15 protein-coding genes and 2 pseudogenes are annotated in these 14,681 nt (G+C 62.0%); 6 read left to right on the plus strand and 11 right to left on the minus strand.

The features are described 5' to 3' along the window. Together HLH35_RS16835 and HLH35_RS20025 are read left to right on the plus strand one after the other, a co-directional pair. Positions 1 to 280, plus strand: a pseudogene (locus HLH35_RS16835) (NADP oxidoreductase coenzyme); the annotation flags it as partial. 265 nt (positions 281 to 545) lie between these two features. Beyond that, a pseudogene (locus HLH35_RS20025) lies at positions 546 to 747 on the plus strand (integrase core domain-containing protein); the annotation flags it as partial. A 317-nt stretch (positions 748 to 1,064) separates the two neighbouring features. On the opposite strand, the gene HLH35_RS16845 reads toward HLH35_RS20025, so the two are convergent. Together HLH35_RS16845 and HLH35_RS16850 are read right to left on the minus strand one after the other, a co-directional pair. Continuing rightward, positions 1,065 to 1,994, minus strand: a complete 930-nt coding sequence (locus tag HLH35_RS16845) for an NADP-dependent oxidoreductase (RefSeq protein WP_182980258.1) — start codon at positions 1,992 to 1,994, stop codon at positions 1,065 to 1,067. 10 nt (positions 1,995 to 2,004) lie between these two features. Further along, positions 2,005 to 2,478, minus strand: coding sequence for a nuclear transport factor 2 family protein (locus HLH35_RS16850; protein WP_182980259.1), 474 nt, complete (start codon positions 2,476 to 2,478; stop codon positions 2,005 to 2,007). A gap of 78 nt (positions 2,479 to 2,556) precedes the next feature. Here HLH35_RS16850 and HLH35_RS16855 point away from each other — a divergent pair, with 78 nt between their 5' ends. Then, a complete protein-coding gene (locus tag HLH35_RS16855; RefSeq protein WP_220790742.1) occupies positions 2,557 to 3,021 on the plus strand; it encodes an RrF2 family transcriptional regulator in 465 nt (154 codons plus the stop codon). Positions 3,022 to 3,030: 9 nt separating this feature from the next. Here the strand turns inward: HLH35_RS16855 and HLH35_RS16860 are convergent, their stop codons facing one another. Next, positions 3,031 to 3,969, minus strand: a complete 939-nt coding sequence (locus HLH35_RS16860) for a LysR family transcriptional regulator (RefSeq protein WP_182980260.1) — start codon at positions 3,967 to 3,969, stop codon at positions 3,031 to 3,033. Positions 3,970 to 4,070: 101 nt separating this feature from the next. On the opposite strand from HLH35_RS16860, the gene HLH35_RS16865 reads away from it, so the two are divergent. The 3 genes from HLH35_RS16865 to HLH35_RS16875 all read left to right on the plus strand — a co-directional run bounded on the left by HLH35_RS16865 (position 4,071) and on the right by HLH35_RS16875 (position 6,980). Beyond that, positions 4,071 to 5,495, plus strand: a complete 1,425-nt coding sequence (locus tag HLH35_RS16865) for an aldehyde dehydrogenase family protein (RefSeq protein ID WP_182980261.1) — start codon at positions 4,071 to 4,073, stop codon at positions 5,493 to 5,495. Further along, positions 5,492 to 5,896, plus strand: a complete 405-nt coding sequence (locus HLH35_RS16870) for a carboxymuconolactone decarboxylase family protein (RefSeq protein WP_182980262.1) — start codon at positions 5,492 to 5,494, stop codon at positions 5,894 to 5,896. Before HLH35_RS16865 ends, HLH35_RS16870 begins: the two co-directional genes overlap by 4 nt. A 157-nt stretch (positions 5,897 to 6,053) precedes the next feature. After that, positions 6,054 to 6,980: a LysR family transcriptional regulator gene (locus HLH35_RS16875; RefSeq protein ID WP_182980263.1), complete on the plus strand. Its 927-nt coding sequence runs from the start codon at positions 6,054 to 6,056 to the stop codon at positions 6,978 to 6,980. Here HLH35_RS16875 and HLH35_RS16880 read toward each other — a convergent pair. From HLH35_RS16880 to trbE, 8 genes are read right to left on the minus strand one after another with little or no spacing between them, the layout of a single operon-like run. Next, on the minus strand, positions 6,901 to 7,152 hold the full coding sequence (locus tag HLH35_RS16880; protein ID WP_182980264.1) for a DUF2274 domain-containing protein: 252 nt from the start codon (positions 7,150 to 7,152) through the stop codon (positions 6,901 to 6,903). The two genes, HLH35_RS16875 and HLH35_RS16880, sit on opposite strands and share 80 nt — an antisense overlap. Next, positions 7,149 to 8,309: a TrbI/VirB10 family protein gene (locus HLH35_RS16885; protein ID WP_182980265.1), complete on the minus strand. Its 1,161-nt coding sequence runs from the start codon at positions 8,307 to 8,309 to the stop codon at positions 7,149 to 7,151. The genes HLH35_RS16880 and HLH35_RS16885 overlap by 4 nt, the downstream gene beginning before the upstream one ends. Continuing rightward, on the minus strand, positions 8,306 to 9,292 hold the full coding sequence (gene trbG, locus HLH35_RS16890) for a P-type conjugative transfer protein TrbG (protein ID WP_182980266.1): 987 nt from the start codon (positions 9,290 to 9,292) through the stop codon (positions 8,306 to 8,308). Before trbG ends, HLH35_RS16885 begins: the two co-directional genes overlap by 4 nt. Next, on the minus strand, positions 9,292 to 9,972 hold the full coding sequence (gene trbF / locus HLH35_RS16895) for a conjugal transfer protein TrbF (RefSeq protein ID WP_182980267.1): 681 nt from the start codon (positions 9,970 to 9,972) through the stop codon (positions 9,292 to 9,294). Before trbF ends, trbG begins: the two co-directional genes overlap by 1 nt. Positions 9,973 to 9,974: 2 nt before the next feature. Further along, complete coding sequence (trbL, locus tag HLH35_RS16900; protein WP_182980268.1) at positions 9,975 to 11,231, minus strand: P-type conjugative transfer protein TrbL; 1,257 nt, start codon at positions 11,229 to 11,231, stop codon at positions 9,975 to 9,977. A 4-nt stretch (positions 11,232 to 11,235) separates the two neighbouring features. Beyond that, complete coding sequence (trbK-alt, locus tag HLH35_RS16905) at positions 11,236 to 11,508, minus strand: putative entry exclusion protein TrbK-alt (protein WP_182980269.1); 273 nt, start codon at positions 11,506 to 11,508, stop codon at positions 11,236 to 11,238. Continuing rightward, on the minus strand, positions 11,508 to 12,254 hold the full coding sequence (gene trbJ / locus HLH35_RS16910; RefSeq protein ID WP_182980270.1) for a P-type conjugative transfer protein TrbJ: 747 nt from the start codon (positions 12,252 to 12,254) through the stop codon (positions 11,508 to 11,510). Before trbJ ends, trbK-alt begins: the two co-directional genes overlap by 1 nt. Continuing rightward, entirely contained in the window at positions 12,251 to 14,677 is a 2,427-nt protein-coding gene (trbE, locus tag HLH35_RS16915) for a conjugal transfer protein TrbE (RefSeq protein WP_182980271.1), read from the minus strand. The genes trbJ and trbE overlap by 4 nt, the downstream gene beginning before the upstream one ends. Between the last annotated feature and the right edge of the window lie 4 nt (positions 14,678 to 14,681).

Below are 14,681 nucleotides of genomic sequence, written 5' to 3' on the forward strand. Positions count from 1 at the left end.
CGCCGCGAAGGCGTTCGCCGGCGCCAAGCTGGTGAAAGCGTTCAATCACCTGATTGCCGCCACCCTGGCGACCGATCCGGTCGTCGAGGGCGGCCACCGGGTCGTCTTTCTGTCGAGTGACGATGAGGATGCGACCGTTCCCGTGGTGGCCCTGGCCAAACAACTCGGGTTCGCACCCGTCAAGCTGGGAAAACTCAACGAGGGTGGCGCATTAGTGCATGCACGCGGCCGCATTTGGGGACCGCTCATTTTCCAGGATTTGTTCAAGAAGGAACAGTAATCGATCTACAACCGTCTGATACCGGCATAGCCTCCGACATTGTATTTCTGACGACCGGGATGTTCAGTCTGGAGAAGCTTTCCATGCGGGAATTGTCGATCAAAAATGTCTCAATTCCCACTCCTTTCATTCCGGTTTTCACCCCGTTTGCATCCGTATTACTGTCAAATCAGCCAGCAGGACGTGGGAATGAAATAGATCGATAAGACCTCACAGTGAACGACGACAATACTCGTCCAAGCCTTCTCCTACATGCCGCATCACATTATCCGACGACGGCAATGAACTGACTGCGAATGTCGTGCTGAAATAGGCACAGAATCATGGCATGCAATGGCGCTACATTGCCCCCAAGCCGGCCCAGACAGAATGGCTATGTTGAGAGCTTCAATGGCCGAATGCGAGACGAACTTCTGAACAAGACAATCTTTACAAGCATGGCCTAGGCCCTCGCCGTCATCTCAGCCTAGAAAACCGACTACAACACCGCCAGGCCGTATTCGGCCTTGGGATATCAGACCCCGACGGCGCGCACCGCACCATTCAAGGCAATGGGGCCAGGATCGGAGCCCGGAGCGGGGCGGAGATCCTAACCCCATTGCACACTCTACAACTAAGGGCTTAACTTTCCCCGAAGGGCTACTTTCCGTTGGATGAAAGGCCTATACTTGATCGCCCGATATTTCGTTGGCCTTCCCAGGAAACCTCTGCCGTCGCAGCCTTCCGTCATTACTCCCAAAGTATGTTTGAAGCCTTTTTGAATGAGGTTTAATGATACTCGATATCATCGGGTAATATCTGGAACGAGAACAATCTTTCCGGGCTGCCTGGATCTTTCCTTCAAAGCATCTTGAGCGATTGCAGCGTCCGCCAAGGCAAACGACACAGCAACTTTGACGTTGAGAGACCCGGCTTCAACCAGATCGACGAGCCGGGCAAGTATTCGGGTATCTGGGCGGGCGAATACGGTTGTTACCCCAGGGCCGCCATCCGCTATCGAACAGACTCTCGCGCCTGGGATTGCTACAGCCATAGCTGTCGCCAACGAGCCATGGCCCGCGCAATCCACGATAGCCGTCACGCCAGCGGGGGCGTGCTTTCTAACCTGTTCAGCGACGTCGTCGCCGTACTGGATGGGTAGCGCTCCGATCGACGTCACATAGTTTTGGTGTGAGACAGAGGCACTTCCAATTACGGTGGCGCCTGACCCCACCGCCAACTGTGTCGCCAACGAGCCGACGGCTCCTGACGCACCGAGTACGAGAACGACATCCGCGTCGGATACACGCAGGGTGTCAACAACCGAACGATAGGCCGTTAACCCGGCGAGTGGGAGCCCAGCCGCTTCGCCCCATGAAGCATTCCTTGGCTTTCGCCATAAGCGCTCTACAGGCACACTCACCAGTTCCGCATAAGTACCACTGTGCAGGATTTCCTGATGCGTATAGGCAATGACTTCATCGCCCGGCTGAAATTCGATGACGCCGGCTCCTACGCGTTCGACGATTCCGGCGAGATCCCATCCGGGCACGACGGGAAACCATGTCTCCATAAAACTCTCACCAAAGCCGGCCTGCAATGCGACATCGGCCGGATTGATTGCTGCGGCCATCATGCGGACAATCACGGCATTCTGCGACAGCTTCGGCTCTGGCAATTCGCCGTATTCGAGGACTTCAGATCCGCCGAATCTCTTATAAGAAACGCCCTTCATGTCGCTTCTCCTAGAAGGCCATCGGAAGGTCGAGATAGATACGATGGTGCGCTATCATCCAATGTCCATCGATTTTTTTTAGAATCGGACGATAATAACCGGTCTCTATCGGGGCGATCGTTCCTTGCGCACCATAGGCTCCTTCCGGCCAACCCCCTTCAGGCTTTTCCGCACCAACGACGTTGAACACTACGAACTGGGCGTCAAGCATCCCGGTGTCACCATTCACTTCGATGATCGGGTCATGGGTGGTGTGATGGCTCCATCCACGCGGCGGATGTGGCTTCATCATCGTGGTCACGGCCGCGCCAATGGCTTCCGACCCGATCAACTCGCCAAGCGGCTCGGGCGTCCCTGCATTGTTATAAAATATCTCCACCTTGCCTTCTGGCACGAAGAGTTCGGCCATTGCCGCTCCGTCTCGGTGATCGGCTGCCCGAACATATCGAGCCATCAACTGCTGAATTTCACGTTCATCGGACATGGTAAGTTTCCTTGAAGAGAAGTGATCCTATCATAGATGCATATTTCGCGCTTGATATGCAATGATAAAAGATACATATTGATCGGCAAGGAGCAGATGATGATCGATGTCCGTTTCCCAACGGCCTTGCAGATGATGCTTAGCCTCGCGCTAGCCCAGACCGCAGGCGTCGAACGATTGAGCTCCGCCCAGTTGGCTGAGGGGATTGACTCCAACCCGACCTTTGTCAGGCGATTGCTGGTCCCCCTGATCCAGGCAGGTCTTGTTCATTCCACCATGGGACGAGATGGGGGTGTAAGTCTAAGCACCGACGCGGCCATGATTACGCTTGGCGACATCTATAAGGCCACTATGGGGAACAAGAAGCTGTGGACCGGACGTAGCGACATCCCCCATCGTTGCCTTGTCAGCTGCAATGTCGAACGCTTCTTTGGAAACTTGGCCGACGAGGTCGATGAGTCGGTATTAGACCTGTTGAGCAAGCGTACGCTAGCCGATGCCCTCTTGGAACTTCGCACCCTCGACGCCGCGCGCGCTCAATGAAGATAATCGCTACCGGCTGCGCCGACGGATGGTAGCCACATGGTCAGATGTCCTCTTGCGACGCGCTTCTTCGATAAATGAGATCAAGGCACGCAATCCGGCGGATTGAAATCGGCGGCTTGGATAATAGAGACACAGCCCTGCTGATGTGGGAACAAAGCCATCTAGGACCCGGCGAAGTTTCCCGTCACGAACGCTCTCACCGATCCACCATTCGGCCAAATAGGCTAGGCCCGCCCCAGCCAGCGCAGCCTCCAGCGTCAAGCTTGCGTCATCAAGGGTAAGCCTTCCCGGCACATCGAGCGTGACAATCCGCCCATCCTGCTCGAACTCCCAGCGATACATGCTCCCGCTGGGCATCCTCGCACGAATGCAGGTATGGCGCAGCAGGTCCTGAGGCGTCTCAGGCGCTGCCTTACCCTCGAAATAAGCTGGCGACCCAACCACGGCAGATCCCTGTATTGGCTCCAGACGGACGGCAATCATATCGCCAGGCACCGCGTCACCCGGTCTCACGCCCGCATCGAAACCCTCAGCCACTATGTCGATCGGGCGGTCTTCCGTCACGAGATCCACCTGCATCTCGGGATAAAGACGCACAAAATCCAAAATAATGGGGGAGAGAATACGTCGTGCTGCTCCAACGGAACTATTGATTCGCAATATGCCGGCAGGTCTATCCCGATGGTTGTTGACAGTCTCCATCGCATGATTGATCACACCCACGGCCGGTTCGATTTCCGCGAGGAATTGCTCTCCGGCATGTGTCGGAGAGACGCTACGCGTCGTCCGGTTGAACAGGCGAACGCCCAACCTTGCTTCGAGCCCCGCGATTGTCTGGCTAAGTGCCGTTGGGGAAACGCCAAGGTCAGAGGACGCGGCGCGGAAACTTCGTCGCGTGGCGACTGCCATTGCCGCCTCAAGCTCCACGATCCCGATTTTCCGCATTATCCAGATTCCTGCATCACTTCATGAATGATAATACGGATTATAATGGACATTCGTAAGCCCTATATCTTGCGTAGTCGCTCCGGTCAGGAAAAATTGAGATGCAAGAGATTACTCACGTCTACATTGATGGCCAGTTCATCGAGCCACATGGAACCGAGCTGTTCGATTTGCACAACCCAACAACCGGGGAAGTATTCGGCCACGTCAGGCTGGGAGATGTGCATGACACAAGAGCCGCCATTGCAGCAGCGAAGCGCGCGTTTCCGGAATGGTCGCGAACTACGAAGGCGGAACGCATTTCCCTTCTGCATCGTCTTCACGACGCGATGGAGGCCAAGAAAGACGCCCTGCTGGATGCGATCATTCTTGAGTACGGCGCACCGATCTCTCGATCGACCTGGATGGCCGCTTACGCATCAAGTAGCTTCCTGGATGCAGCGCGTACCCTGGAAGGTTTCGATCTGACTCAACGGATTGGTACCGCGGAACTCATAATGGAGCCCGTCGGCGTGAGCGGGCTGATCACGCCTTGGAACAGCAATGCCGGCTTCATTTGCAACAAGCTTGCCTATGCGCTGGCCGCTGGATGCACTGCCGTCATTAAGCCTAGCGAGATGAGCGCTGCTCAAACGCAGGTCGTGCTTGAAGCATTGCATGAGGCAGGCGCGCCTGCCGGCCTGTTCAATATCGTCAATGGACGAGGCGACGTGGTGGGCGCTGAAATCTCCGCAAATCCTGACATATCAAAAATCTCATTCACCGGCTCCACCGCGGTTGGGAAGTCGATCTTGTGTGCCGCCGCCGACACCCTGAAGCGCGTGACCTTGGAACTCGGCGGCAAATCGCCCACGGTGATCCTTGACGACGCCGACTTCGCCAAGGCAATTCCGCTGGCGCTTGAGACAGGCTTCGCGAACAGTGGCCAGGCCTGCATTGCCGGCAGCCGTATCCTCGTCCCTGCCTCGCGGCTTGATGAAGCGCTCGCGGAGACGCAGATCGCCCTTGAAAAAATAAAAGCAGGCAACCCGCGCGACGCCGGTACGACCATTGGGCCGATGGTAAGTCAGACTCAATACGAGCGGGTCCAGCACTACATTCGGCTCGGCATCGAGGAAGGCGCCACCATCGTCGCCGGTGGCGAAGGGCACCCCGACGGCCTCGGCGGCTACTTCGTGAGGCCGACAATCTTCGCCAACGTCACCAATGACATGACAATCGCTAGGGAGGAAATTTTCGGACCGGTGCTGTGCATCCTGACCTATAAGAATGAGGCAGAAGCGATCTCAATCGCCAACGACACGCGCTATGGGTTACAGGCCTATGTCATCTCCTCCGACCTAGATCGGGCGACGGCAGTAGCCGGCCAGATCCAGGCAGGGCGTATTGTTATCAACGGCGCACCACACGATCCCACCGTACCGTTCGGCGGGTTCAAACAGTCGGGCATCGGCCGCGAGTACGGCGTCTTTGGACTCCAGGCCTATTTGGAGCCGAAGGCTGTTCTGGGCGCGGCTTCGGCATGAAAGAGGAGCTTGCTGAAGGCGCCCGCGTCTACGCCGAGTTGAGGGGGAAGGCCAGGGCGACGCAAATGCAGGAGCTGGCTCACGGAATCGGCGCAGAGGCTGTCATCGCTGGCCTGTCGCTGGAGTTCATCTTCGGCAAAGTGTGGAGTCGTGATGGGCTGGATCGCAAGCATCGAAGCCTTGTAACGATCGCCGTTCTGGTCGCTCTGCGCCAGACATCTGAGTTGCAAAACCATTTTCGTATCGGCCTGACGAACGGTCTGACTCAGGCCGAGATCGAAGAAGCCATCGTGCAAACAGCCCCGTATGCCGGTTTTCCAGCAGCTTGGACTGCTGCACAGGCCTTCGTGAACCTGACACAAGATCGTAGCAACACATCAGACAAAGATGCGGGTGACTGACACAAGCGTAGAATAACGGATCTCTCGGCGAAATGATGATTCCAAAGACCGCTCTACGATGCCTCGCTCGGCGAAATGATCTGCCGGAATCGCAGCGGCAAAATCGCATTGCAGTTCCTTGTCACAGTGTCAGCAAAAAAATCGGGTAGTCGGGACCATGCAAGTCGCGGAGTTCGGTTATTTTCTAGCAGTTATTGAAGCTGGAAGTTTCGGCAGGGCCGCGCATGCTTTGCAGTTGCAGGTATCAACCCTCAGCCGCGCCGTTGGCCGACTTGAGGACAGGCTCGGAGTCACGTTGATAGAAAGGACATCGACCGGAATCCGACTCACCTCGCCGGGTCGCCTTGCCCTTCGTCACGTTCGCCGTGTCTTAGTCGAGACTAATGCCTTGAAAGAAATTCTCGGTCGATCCAGTGCTGGAGAAATAGGCGATATCCGCTTAGGCTTCCACCTGCCGCCCGTGAATAGCCTTCTAGCTGACCTGCTTCTGGAGTGGCGTAAAATCCACCCTGGCGTCAGCGTGACACCCCATGAAGCGGGTGAAAGCACTCTTCATGCCGCGCTAACCAGCCGCCGAATCGATGCTGCTCTGGTGCCGGATTTCCTGCTGCACTGTTATGAGACGGGTTCCCCGGTGTATTCTGAACTCCTGATGGCAGTCTTGCCGACCGGTCATCATCTAGCGGATAAACAGGCACTGCGCTGGACCGATCTAGAAAATGAGCCTTTGCTTGCGGGGGTATGGGGAACGGATCCAACTGGTCGGGACTTCTTCGCTAACCGCTTGCCTATCGCAGGCCTACGGGTCTTCGAGGCAAGCAATATGACCGTGCTCGCCTTCGTACGTGCGGGTTACGGGATCACGATCGCGCCACAGACTTATTCTACCTTGAATCTTCCGGGCCTTACGTTTGTGCCTATCGCCGAGGAGAATGCGCACTTCGAAGTCAGCTTGGTATGGCGACCGGAGACAGAAGATCCCGTGATCGGAAAATTCGTCACATTCATGAGGGATCAGACGAAGGCCCGCTGCAGAGCGCTGCCTTTTCGCGTTGCTTCCGAAAGCCCCTATCCGCCTCCATAAAGCGCGCGAGCATCGGCGCAATCAGCTTCGCGGGGGCGATCTCGCTCCGACCGCTCTCACGCGCCAGCAGCCGCCCGTATTCGGCAAGATCACGATGTACGGCTGCAGGAAGTTCCACAGTGAGCCGCACCGGTTTGTCATCCGCAATCGGCCCGAGTCTGAGCTTCGTCATCGGGAAACCTCCTGTCCGTAGGGGGTGAGAACCAGGTCACGATGCACCATGACCCGCACCGGAAAGCCTGGCCGGATGATATTCGTGGGCTGGATATTCAGCGATCGCCCGACGATCTGCTCGCCGATCTGGTTGAAGCCCTGCGAGCCGCCGGTGCGCAACGCCTGGGCGATGCCATTGCCGCCGCTGATATCGGCTTCGGAACCAACGCTGAGGACGGTCGAGACCAGGGCGGCCTTGAACACCTCGCCCCAATGGTTATCGGTCTGGTCCTGCAAGCCCGCGAACCCCGCCGTATCGGCGGCCGGCTCGTTTTCCAGCACGATCGAATCCCCGGCTCCGCGCATCAGCCGGGTCCAGACCAGCAGCACGCGGGTCTCGCCATAGGCAATCTGGGAATCATAGCGGCCGATCAACTTTGCGCCCTGCGGAATCAGCAGGATGTGTCCGGTCGGGCTGTCATAAATATTCTCCGTTACCTGGGCGGTGACCTCACCGGGCAGGTCCGAACGGATGCCGGTGATCAGCGCACCGGGAATGATCGCGCCTGCTTGGAGCACATAGGGGCTGGGAATGGGTGTCAGCCTCTCGACGCTGACGGTGCGGTGATCGACCGGACCGTCGAGGAATGCCTGCTTGCGATCGGCGGGAACGCTGCTTGGCGGGACTGCGGTCGTGCCCGGTGTCACCGGCGTCGCGATATCCCGCCCCATCTGCGTCTGGGTGAACAGATGGCTGACCCGCGCGGCTTCCTGCTCTTGGGCGATACGCTGCTTCTCCGGATCGGCGGGTGCGGCCGGTGTCGCCATGCCGGGAGCACCCACGCCAGCCTTAAGCAACGGCCCGCCAAGATCGCCGGGCAGCGGCGGACCGATACGCGGCGGATGGCTATAGTCTCCCGGCAGATTGGCCAACCCGTCGGGCGTGGTGCGACTGCCGGTATTATAGAGTTCGGCATTGCTCTTCGGTGGCACCGGCCTCAGCGCCAGATAGAGCGCGCCGCCGACGCCGGTCACGGCGACGACGGCCAGCCCCACGATCACCTTGCGCGACAGCCGCGTGACCGGCGGCCGCGTCGTCCGCAGCCGCATCTCTCCAGATGGCCTGACGGCGGCCCCTGGCGTTTCGGTGCCGCCACTTCCGGCGCTTTCGCTCATGACCGCCGCGACCCGTCGGTGCGGACGATCCGCACCACCTGCTGGTGCTTGGCCCCCAGCCGCAACTCGGCTGCGGCAAACAGACGATCGACGATCATCCGATTGCCGCGCACCCGATAGTTCACGAGTTGGCCGTCACCCTGCGGGCCGATGACCCACAGCGGCGGCATCTCACCCTGGGCGATGCCGGTCGGAAACTCGATGAAGACCTGCCGCCCGTCATCGAAGGCCCGCAACGGCCGCCATGGCGCCTCGTCGCCCTCGATCCGATAGCGGAAATTCAGCGCATCGAGATCGACGCCGGTCGCGACTGGCGTCGTGAGGTCCGCGTCACGATCCTGGTCGCGCAGGGCGACGATCTGGTCCTGAGGATAATCCCAGGACACCGACGCCATATAGGTCCGCTCATCGGAGCGCAGTTCCAGATGATAGGTGCGGCGGTCGGTATTGATGACCAGGTTGGTGGTCAGGTCCGGGCGCGTCGGCTTGAGCAGGATATGAATGCGCTTGGCCGCCCCTGCCCCGCTCTCGGTATCGCCGATGATCCAGCGCACGGTATCGCCGGCAGCGACCGGACCGGAGCCGACCAGCTTTTCGCCCGGCTGCAGCGCGATATCGGTGATCTCCCCCGGCGCCGCGTAGAGCTGATAGAGCGCACCCTCGGAGAACGGATAGACCTGGATTGCATTGAGATAGCCGGCCCGCGTCGGCTGGATCCGCGCCGCACTGTTGGCGCGCTCGACCCGCTGGTGCGGATCCGTCGGGTCCGGTGCCGCATGCCGAAAGGGGATCGGCTTGAGCTGCCCCGGCAGCGGCAGGGGCTCGGGGAGTGCCACCACCTGCACCGGCTTGGGCGGCTCCGGGGTGAGAACCGCCTGCCGGGGCGTATCGTCGTATTTGATGGCAGGCGGCTTCCATGAGGAGCAGGCCGCCAGCGGCGCCAGCAGGATCATGAGCGGCGCGATGGTGTTGAAGGTGCGCATCAGCCGAGCTCCCTGGACCAATTGAGGGCGTGGATGTAGATGCCGAGCGGGTTCTTGCGCAGCCGCTCGGCATCGGTCGGGGTAGTGACGACGATGGTGAGGATCGCGCTCCAGCGCTCGGTGGCGGCCAGCGCGCCGTCGACATAGCGGCGCTCGATCCATTCCACCCGGAAGCTGTCGTCGGAAGCGCGGATGACGCTGGCGATCTCGACTGCCACCTGCATCTTGCCGATCCGGCTGAAGGGATCGCTGGTGCGGGCATAATCGTTCAGGGCCAGCGCGCCGCGATCGGTGACGTAGTTATAGGCGTCGAGCCAGTTCTGCCGCAGCACCACCGGATCGGCGGGAATGCCGCGCACCTCGGAAATGAAGCGCGCCAGATACCAGGCGATCTGCGGATCGGTCGGCCGATAGGCAGCCGTCGCCGGACCGACGGCCTGCGCCTGCCCGAGATGGTCGATCTGCACCACCCAGGGGGTGACGGTGCCACGCAGCGACTGCCAGACCAGCCCGGCGCCCAGGCCGCCGCTCAAAGCGAGACAGCCGAAGAAGGCCAGCCGCCAGTTGCGGGCCTGGACACGGGCCGAGCCGATGCGGTCGTCCCAGACCTGTCCGGCCCTGTGATAGGGGGTCTCGGGCTCCGGTGTTTTGCCGAAACGCACATTGGGGCGGCGGAACATGGCTATTCTCCTTCCGAGAGATCGACGTCGTGGCCGCCGCTAGGTCGGTCACCGCCCTTGATCGCCTGCGCGGCGGCGTCAGCCCCGCCCTTGATCCGGTTGTTGCGCTGCATCCGGCTGGCCCAGGCTGGCGGCTTGCCGGCGGAGCCTGCACCGCCAGCACCCGAAGCGGTCGCACCACCAGCGCCGCCGGTCGCGGCCGCCCCGCCGGCCTGATAGCTGGTGCGGACACTGGCCGCCGCGCGGCGCAACGGGCTGGCGGCAGCGGACAGTCCGGTTTTGGCCACACCTGCCGCGCCGCCCGCCCGATAGGCGGCTGTGGCACCTCCGGCGACAAAGGCCCCACCACGAACGGCCGCCATCGCTGCACCCGCAGCGAGTCCGACCCCTGACGCGGCGGCCACGCCGGCACCGACGACCCCGGCCGCGGTGGCAACGACGGAGCCCGCACCCAACTGAGGACCACCGGCGATCAGCCCATTGGCCAATGCCGGGCCGAACACGGTCAGGCCGAGCAAGGTCAGGGAAGCGAGGATCAGGGTCAGCGCATCATTGATGGTGGGCGGGTCGTTGAAACCGCTGGTGAACTGGCCGAATACCGTCGAGCCGATGCCGACGATGACCGCCAGCATCAGCACCTTGATCCCGGACGACACCACGTTGCCCAGCACCTTCTCGGCGAGGAAGGCGGTGCGGCCGAACAGGCCGAACGGCACCAGTACGAACCCGGCGAGCGTGGTCAGCTTGAACTCGATCAGCGCCACGAAAAGCTGGATCGCCATGACGAAGAAGCTGATGACCACGATCAGCCAGGCAATCAGCAATACCGCGATCTGGATCGCGTTGTTGAAGATGGCAATGAAGCCGACCAGTGAGGAAATCGAGGTCAGGATCGGCTTGCCGGCGTCGATGCCGACCTGCGCCAGCCGCCCCGGCTGGAGCAGCTGCGCCTGGGTGAGATGTCCACCACCGGCCTCGATGCCCAGCCCGGCGAAGGACTCGTAGATGATCTTCGCCAGCCCGTTGAAGTCGCCGATGATGAAGGCGAACATGCCGATGAACAGGGTCTTGCGGATCAGACGCGCCAGCACGTCTTCATCCGGCGCCAGTGCCCAGAACAACCCGGCCAGGGTGATGTCGATCGCAATCAGCACACCGGCGAGCCAGTGGACGTCGCCCTGCACCAGACCGAAGCCGGAATCGATATACTGGGTGAAGGTGGCGAGGAAATTGTCGATGACGCCGGTGCCCTGCTGCATGGCGTCACCGTGCCGCGTCAGGCGCGAAGAAGCGCTTGCGGTTCTCGGCCCAGATCGCGGCACAAGCCGGATCGCCGTCGGCCTTTATGCCGAGGGCCTGGCAGCGTGCGAGACCAGCGGCCAACCGGTCACGAGAGCCCGGCGGTCCTAGATCCGGCACCCCCACGTCACGAGGGACGTGCCGGAGATGCAGGCTCGCGGCAACCAGGATCAGAACGACCAGCCCGACGGCAACGAGCCGGAAGACGATCGGCGGGGAAAGGCGCGGCCAGTGCATCAGTGGAACATCTGCGCGGTGCCGGGGGTATAACCGGCCCCGTAATTCAGGAAATTCGCCAGTTGAGCCCTGCCCTGCTCCTCGCCCTCGACCTGACGGGCGCCTTCCAGCGCCTGGGCGCGACCCATCGCCGTCACGACCGCGGTGAGGTCGGCAAGCTGGCGGGTCTGCAGCGCGGTAAGCTGGTTGCCCGATTGCGCGGCCTGCAAGGCGCCGCTCGCCGCCTGGCTCGAGGTGACCAGACTGTCGATCTGGCTGCGCGTGGCATCGAGATTCTGCACCGCGCCGGTCTGTACGCGCAGCCCGTCCTGATAGGCGCCCCGCGCGTTCTGCCATCGCGTCTGGGCGTCGGCCGTCATCTGCGCCGCCGAACTCGGGCTCGCCAGCGCCTGCGGGTAAGTCTGGGTAAAGGCCTGATCGATGCTGGTCAGGTTATAGGCCAAGCCCTGCGCCTGCCCGACGATCTGCTCGGTCGCTTCGATCGACTGCTCCAGCGGCGCCAGCACCGAGAGCGGGAGATTGGCGAGGTTGCGGGCCTGGTTCTCCAGCATGATCGCCTCATTGGTGAGGCTTTGCGCCTCCTGGTTGACCTGCTGCAATTCCCGCGCCGCGATCAGCACCGTCTGGACATGGGCGGCGCCGTCATAGACCGCCCATTGCGCCTGGGCCGGTGCGGTCACAGAAAACGGCAGCACCAGGACAGCGCCAAATAGGAAAGCCGATTTCATTGTCAGCCCATTTTTCATGATCCCTCTCCCGGCCTGAGCATTTCGATCGCCCAGTCCACGCCCCTGTGCGCCAGCCAGGCCGCCGCGAACCCGTCACGCCCATGCCGGGCGAAGATCCGGTCGATCACGGCCTGATCGTCGGGGGAAGACGCAGCGGTGAAGGCCAGCGCCACCTCGGACAGGCCGAGATCGAACAGCCGGTTGCCTCTACGGGACTGGCAGTAATAGTCGCGCTTGGGCGTGGCCCGGCTGAGGATCTCGATCTGGCGGTCGTTCAAGCCGAAACGGCGATAGATGGCGGTGATCTGCGGCTCCAGCGCCCGGTCGTTGGGCAGGAAGATCCGCGTCGGGCAGCTTTCGATCAGCGCGGGGGCGATCGGGCTGGCGTCGATATCGGCCAGCGACTGGGTGGCGAAGATGACGGAGGCGTTCTTCTTGCGCAGCGTCTTCAGCCATTCCCGGAGTTGCCCGGCGAAGGCGCGATCATCCAGCGCCAGCCAACCCTCGTCGATGATCAGCAGCGTCGGGCTGCCGTCAAACCGGTCTTCGATGCGATGGAACAGATAGGACAGCACGGCGGACGCCGCACCCGAGCCGATCAGCCCCTCGATCTCGAAGGCCTGGATATCGGCAACACCAAGACGCTCATGCTCGGCGTCGAGCAATTGCCCCCACGGGCCACCAACACAGTAGGGTTGCAATGCCTGCTTCAGCGCCAGCGACTGGAGCAGCGCCGACAGACCAGTGATGGTGCGTTCCGCCACGGGTGCCGAGGCCAGCGAGGTCAGCGCCGACCACAGATGCTCCTTGAGGTCGGGGGCAACCGTGACGCCCTCGCGCTCCAGCAGGGTCGCCACCCATTCCGCCGCCCAGGCGCGTTCGCCCGGCTCGTCGATCCGCGCCAGCGGTTGCAACGCGACCGGTTCGTCCCCGTCCTGCGCCAGCGCGCCGCCGAGATCGTGCCAGTCGCCACCCATCGCCAGGGTGGCCGCGCGGATCGAGCCACCGAAATCGAAGGCGAAGATCCGGGCGCCCGCATAGCGGCGGAACTGCATCGCCATGAAGGCCAGCAGCACCGACTTGCCAGCCCCCGTCGGCCCGGCGATCAGCGTGTGTCCGACATCGCCGACGTGGAGTGCGAAGCGAAACGGGGTCGAACCCTCGGTGCGGGCATAGAACAGCGGTAGCGCCGCGAAATGCCCGTCGCGCTCCGGCCCCGCCCATACCGCGGAGAGCGGGATCATGTGCGCCAGGTTCAGGGTCGAAACGCAGGGCTGGCGGACATTGGCATAGACATGCCCCGGCAGGCTACCGAACCAGGCCTCGATGGCGTTCACCGTCTCACGCATGCAGGTGAAGTCGCGGCCCTGGATGGTCTTCTCCACCAGCCGCAGCCGGTCGGCGGCGACGGTCGGATCCTCGTCCCATACCGTGACGGTGGCGGTGACATAGGCTTGGCCGACTTGGTCGGTGCCGAGTTCCTGCAGGGCAGCATCGGCGTCGGCGGCCTTGTTGGCGGCGTCGGAATCCAGCAGCACCGAGGCCTCGTTGGTCATCACCTCCTTGAGGATGGCCATGATCGATTTGCGCTTGGCGAACCATTGCCGCCGGATCCGGCCCAGCACCTTGGTCGCGTCGGTGCGGTCGAGGCAGATTGCCCGCGTCGACCAGCGATAGGGAAAGGCCAGCCGGTTCAGCTCGTCCAGCAGCCCCGGCCAGGTCTGGGTCGGGAAGCCGGTGACGGTGAGCGTGCGCAGATGCGCATCGCCCAATCGGGGTTCCAGCCCGCCGGTCAGTTCCTCATCAACCAGGATCGCGTCGAGGTGCATCGGGATTTCCGGCACCCGGACCCGCTGCATCCGCGTGGAGATGCAGGAATGGAGATAGGTCAGGGTTTCGCAGTCATCGAGCCAGTCGGCCTCGGGCATGAAGCCGTCGAGCAGCGCCAGCACCCGATCGGTCTGGTCGATGAAGCCCGCGACCACCGCCTGCCGGTCGGAGCCACCACGGGCGCGGTTCTCATAGAGCCAGGCTTCCGCGCGGGCAGCGTCGTCGGCCGGCGGGAGCCAGACCAGGGTCAGGAAATAACGGCTCTCGTAATGCGCGCCCTCTTCCTCGAACTGTGCCCGGCGCTCGGCGTCCACCAGTTCAGCGGCCGGATCGGGAAACGGGCTGGCCGGATAGCCGCGCGCTTGCCGGCGCTGTGCCTCCACAAAAATGGCCCAGCCGGAGCCGAGACGGCGCAGGGCGTTGTTCAGGCGCGACGTGATGGCGACCAGTTCGGAAGCGGTCGAGGAATCCAGGTCGGGACCGCGGAACCGGGCGGTGCGCTGGAAGGCACCGTCCTTGTTCAGCACCACGCCCCTGGCGACCAGCGCCGCCCAGGGCAGGAAATCGGCGAGGCGGTCGCGACGATGGCGGTATTCGGCGAGATTCAGCATGGCG

This window comes from Gluconacetobacter asukensis, from assembly GCF_014174375.1.
Lineage (GTDB): Bacteria > Pseudomonadota > Alphaproteobacteria > Acetobacterales > Acetobacteraceae > Gluconacetobacter > Gluconacetobacter asukensis.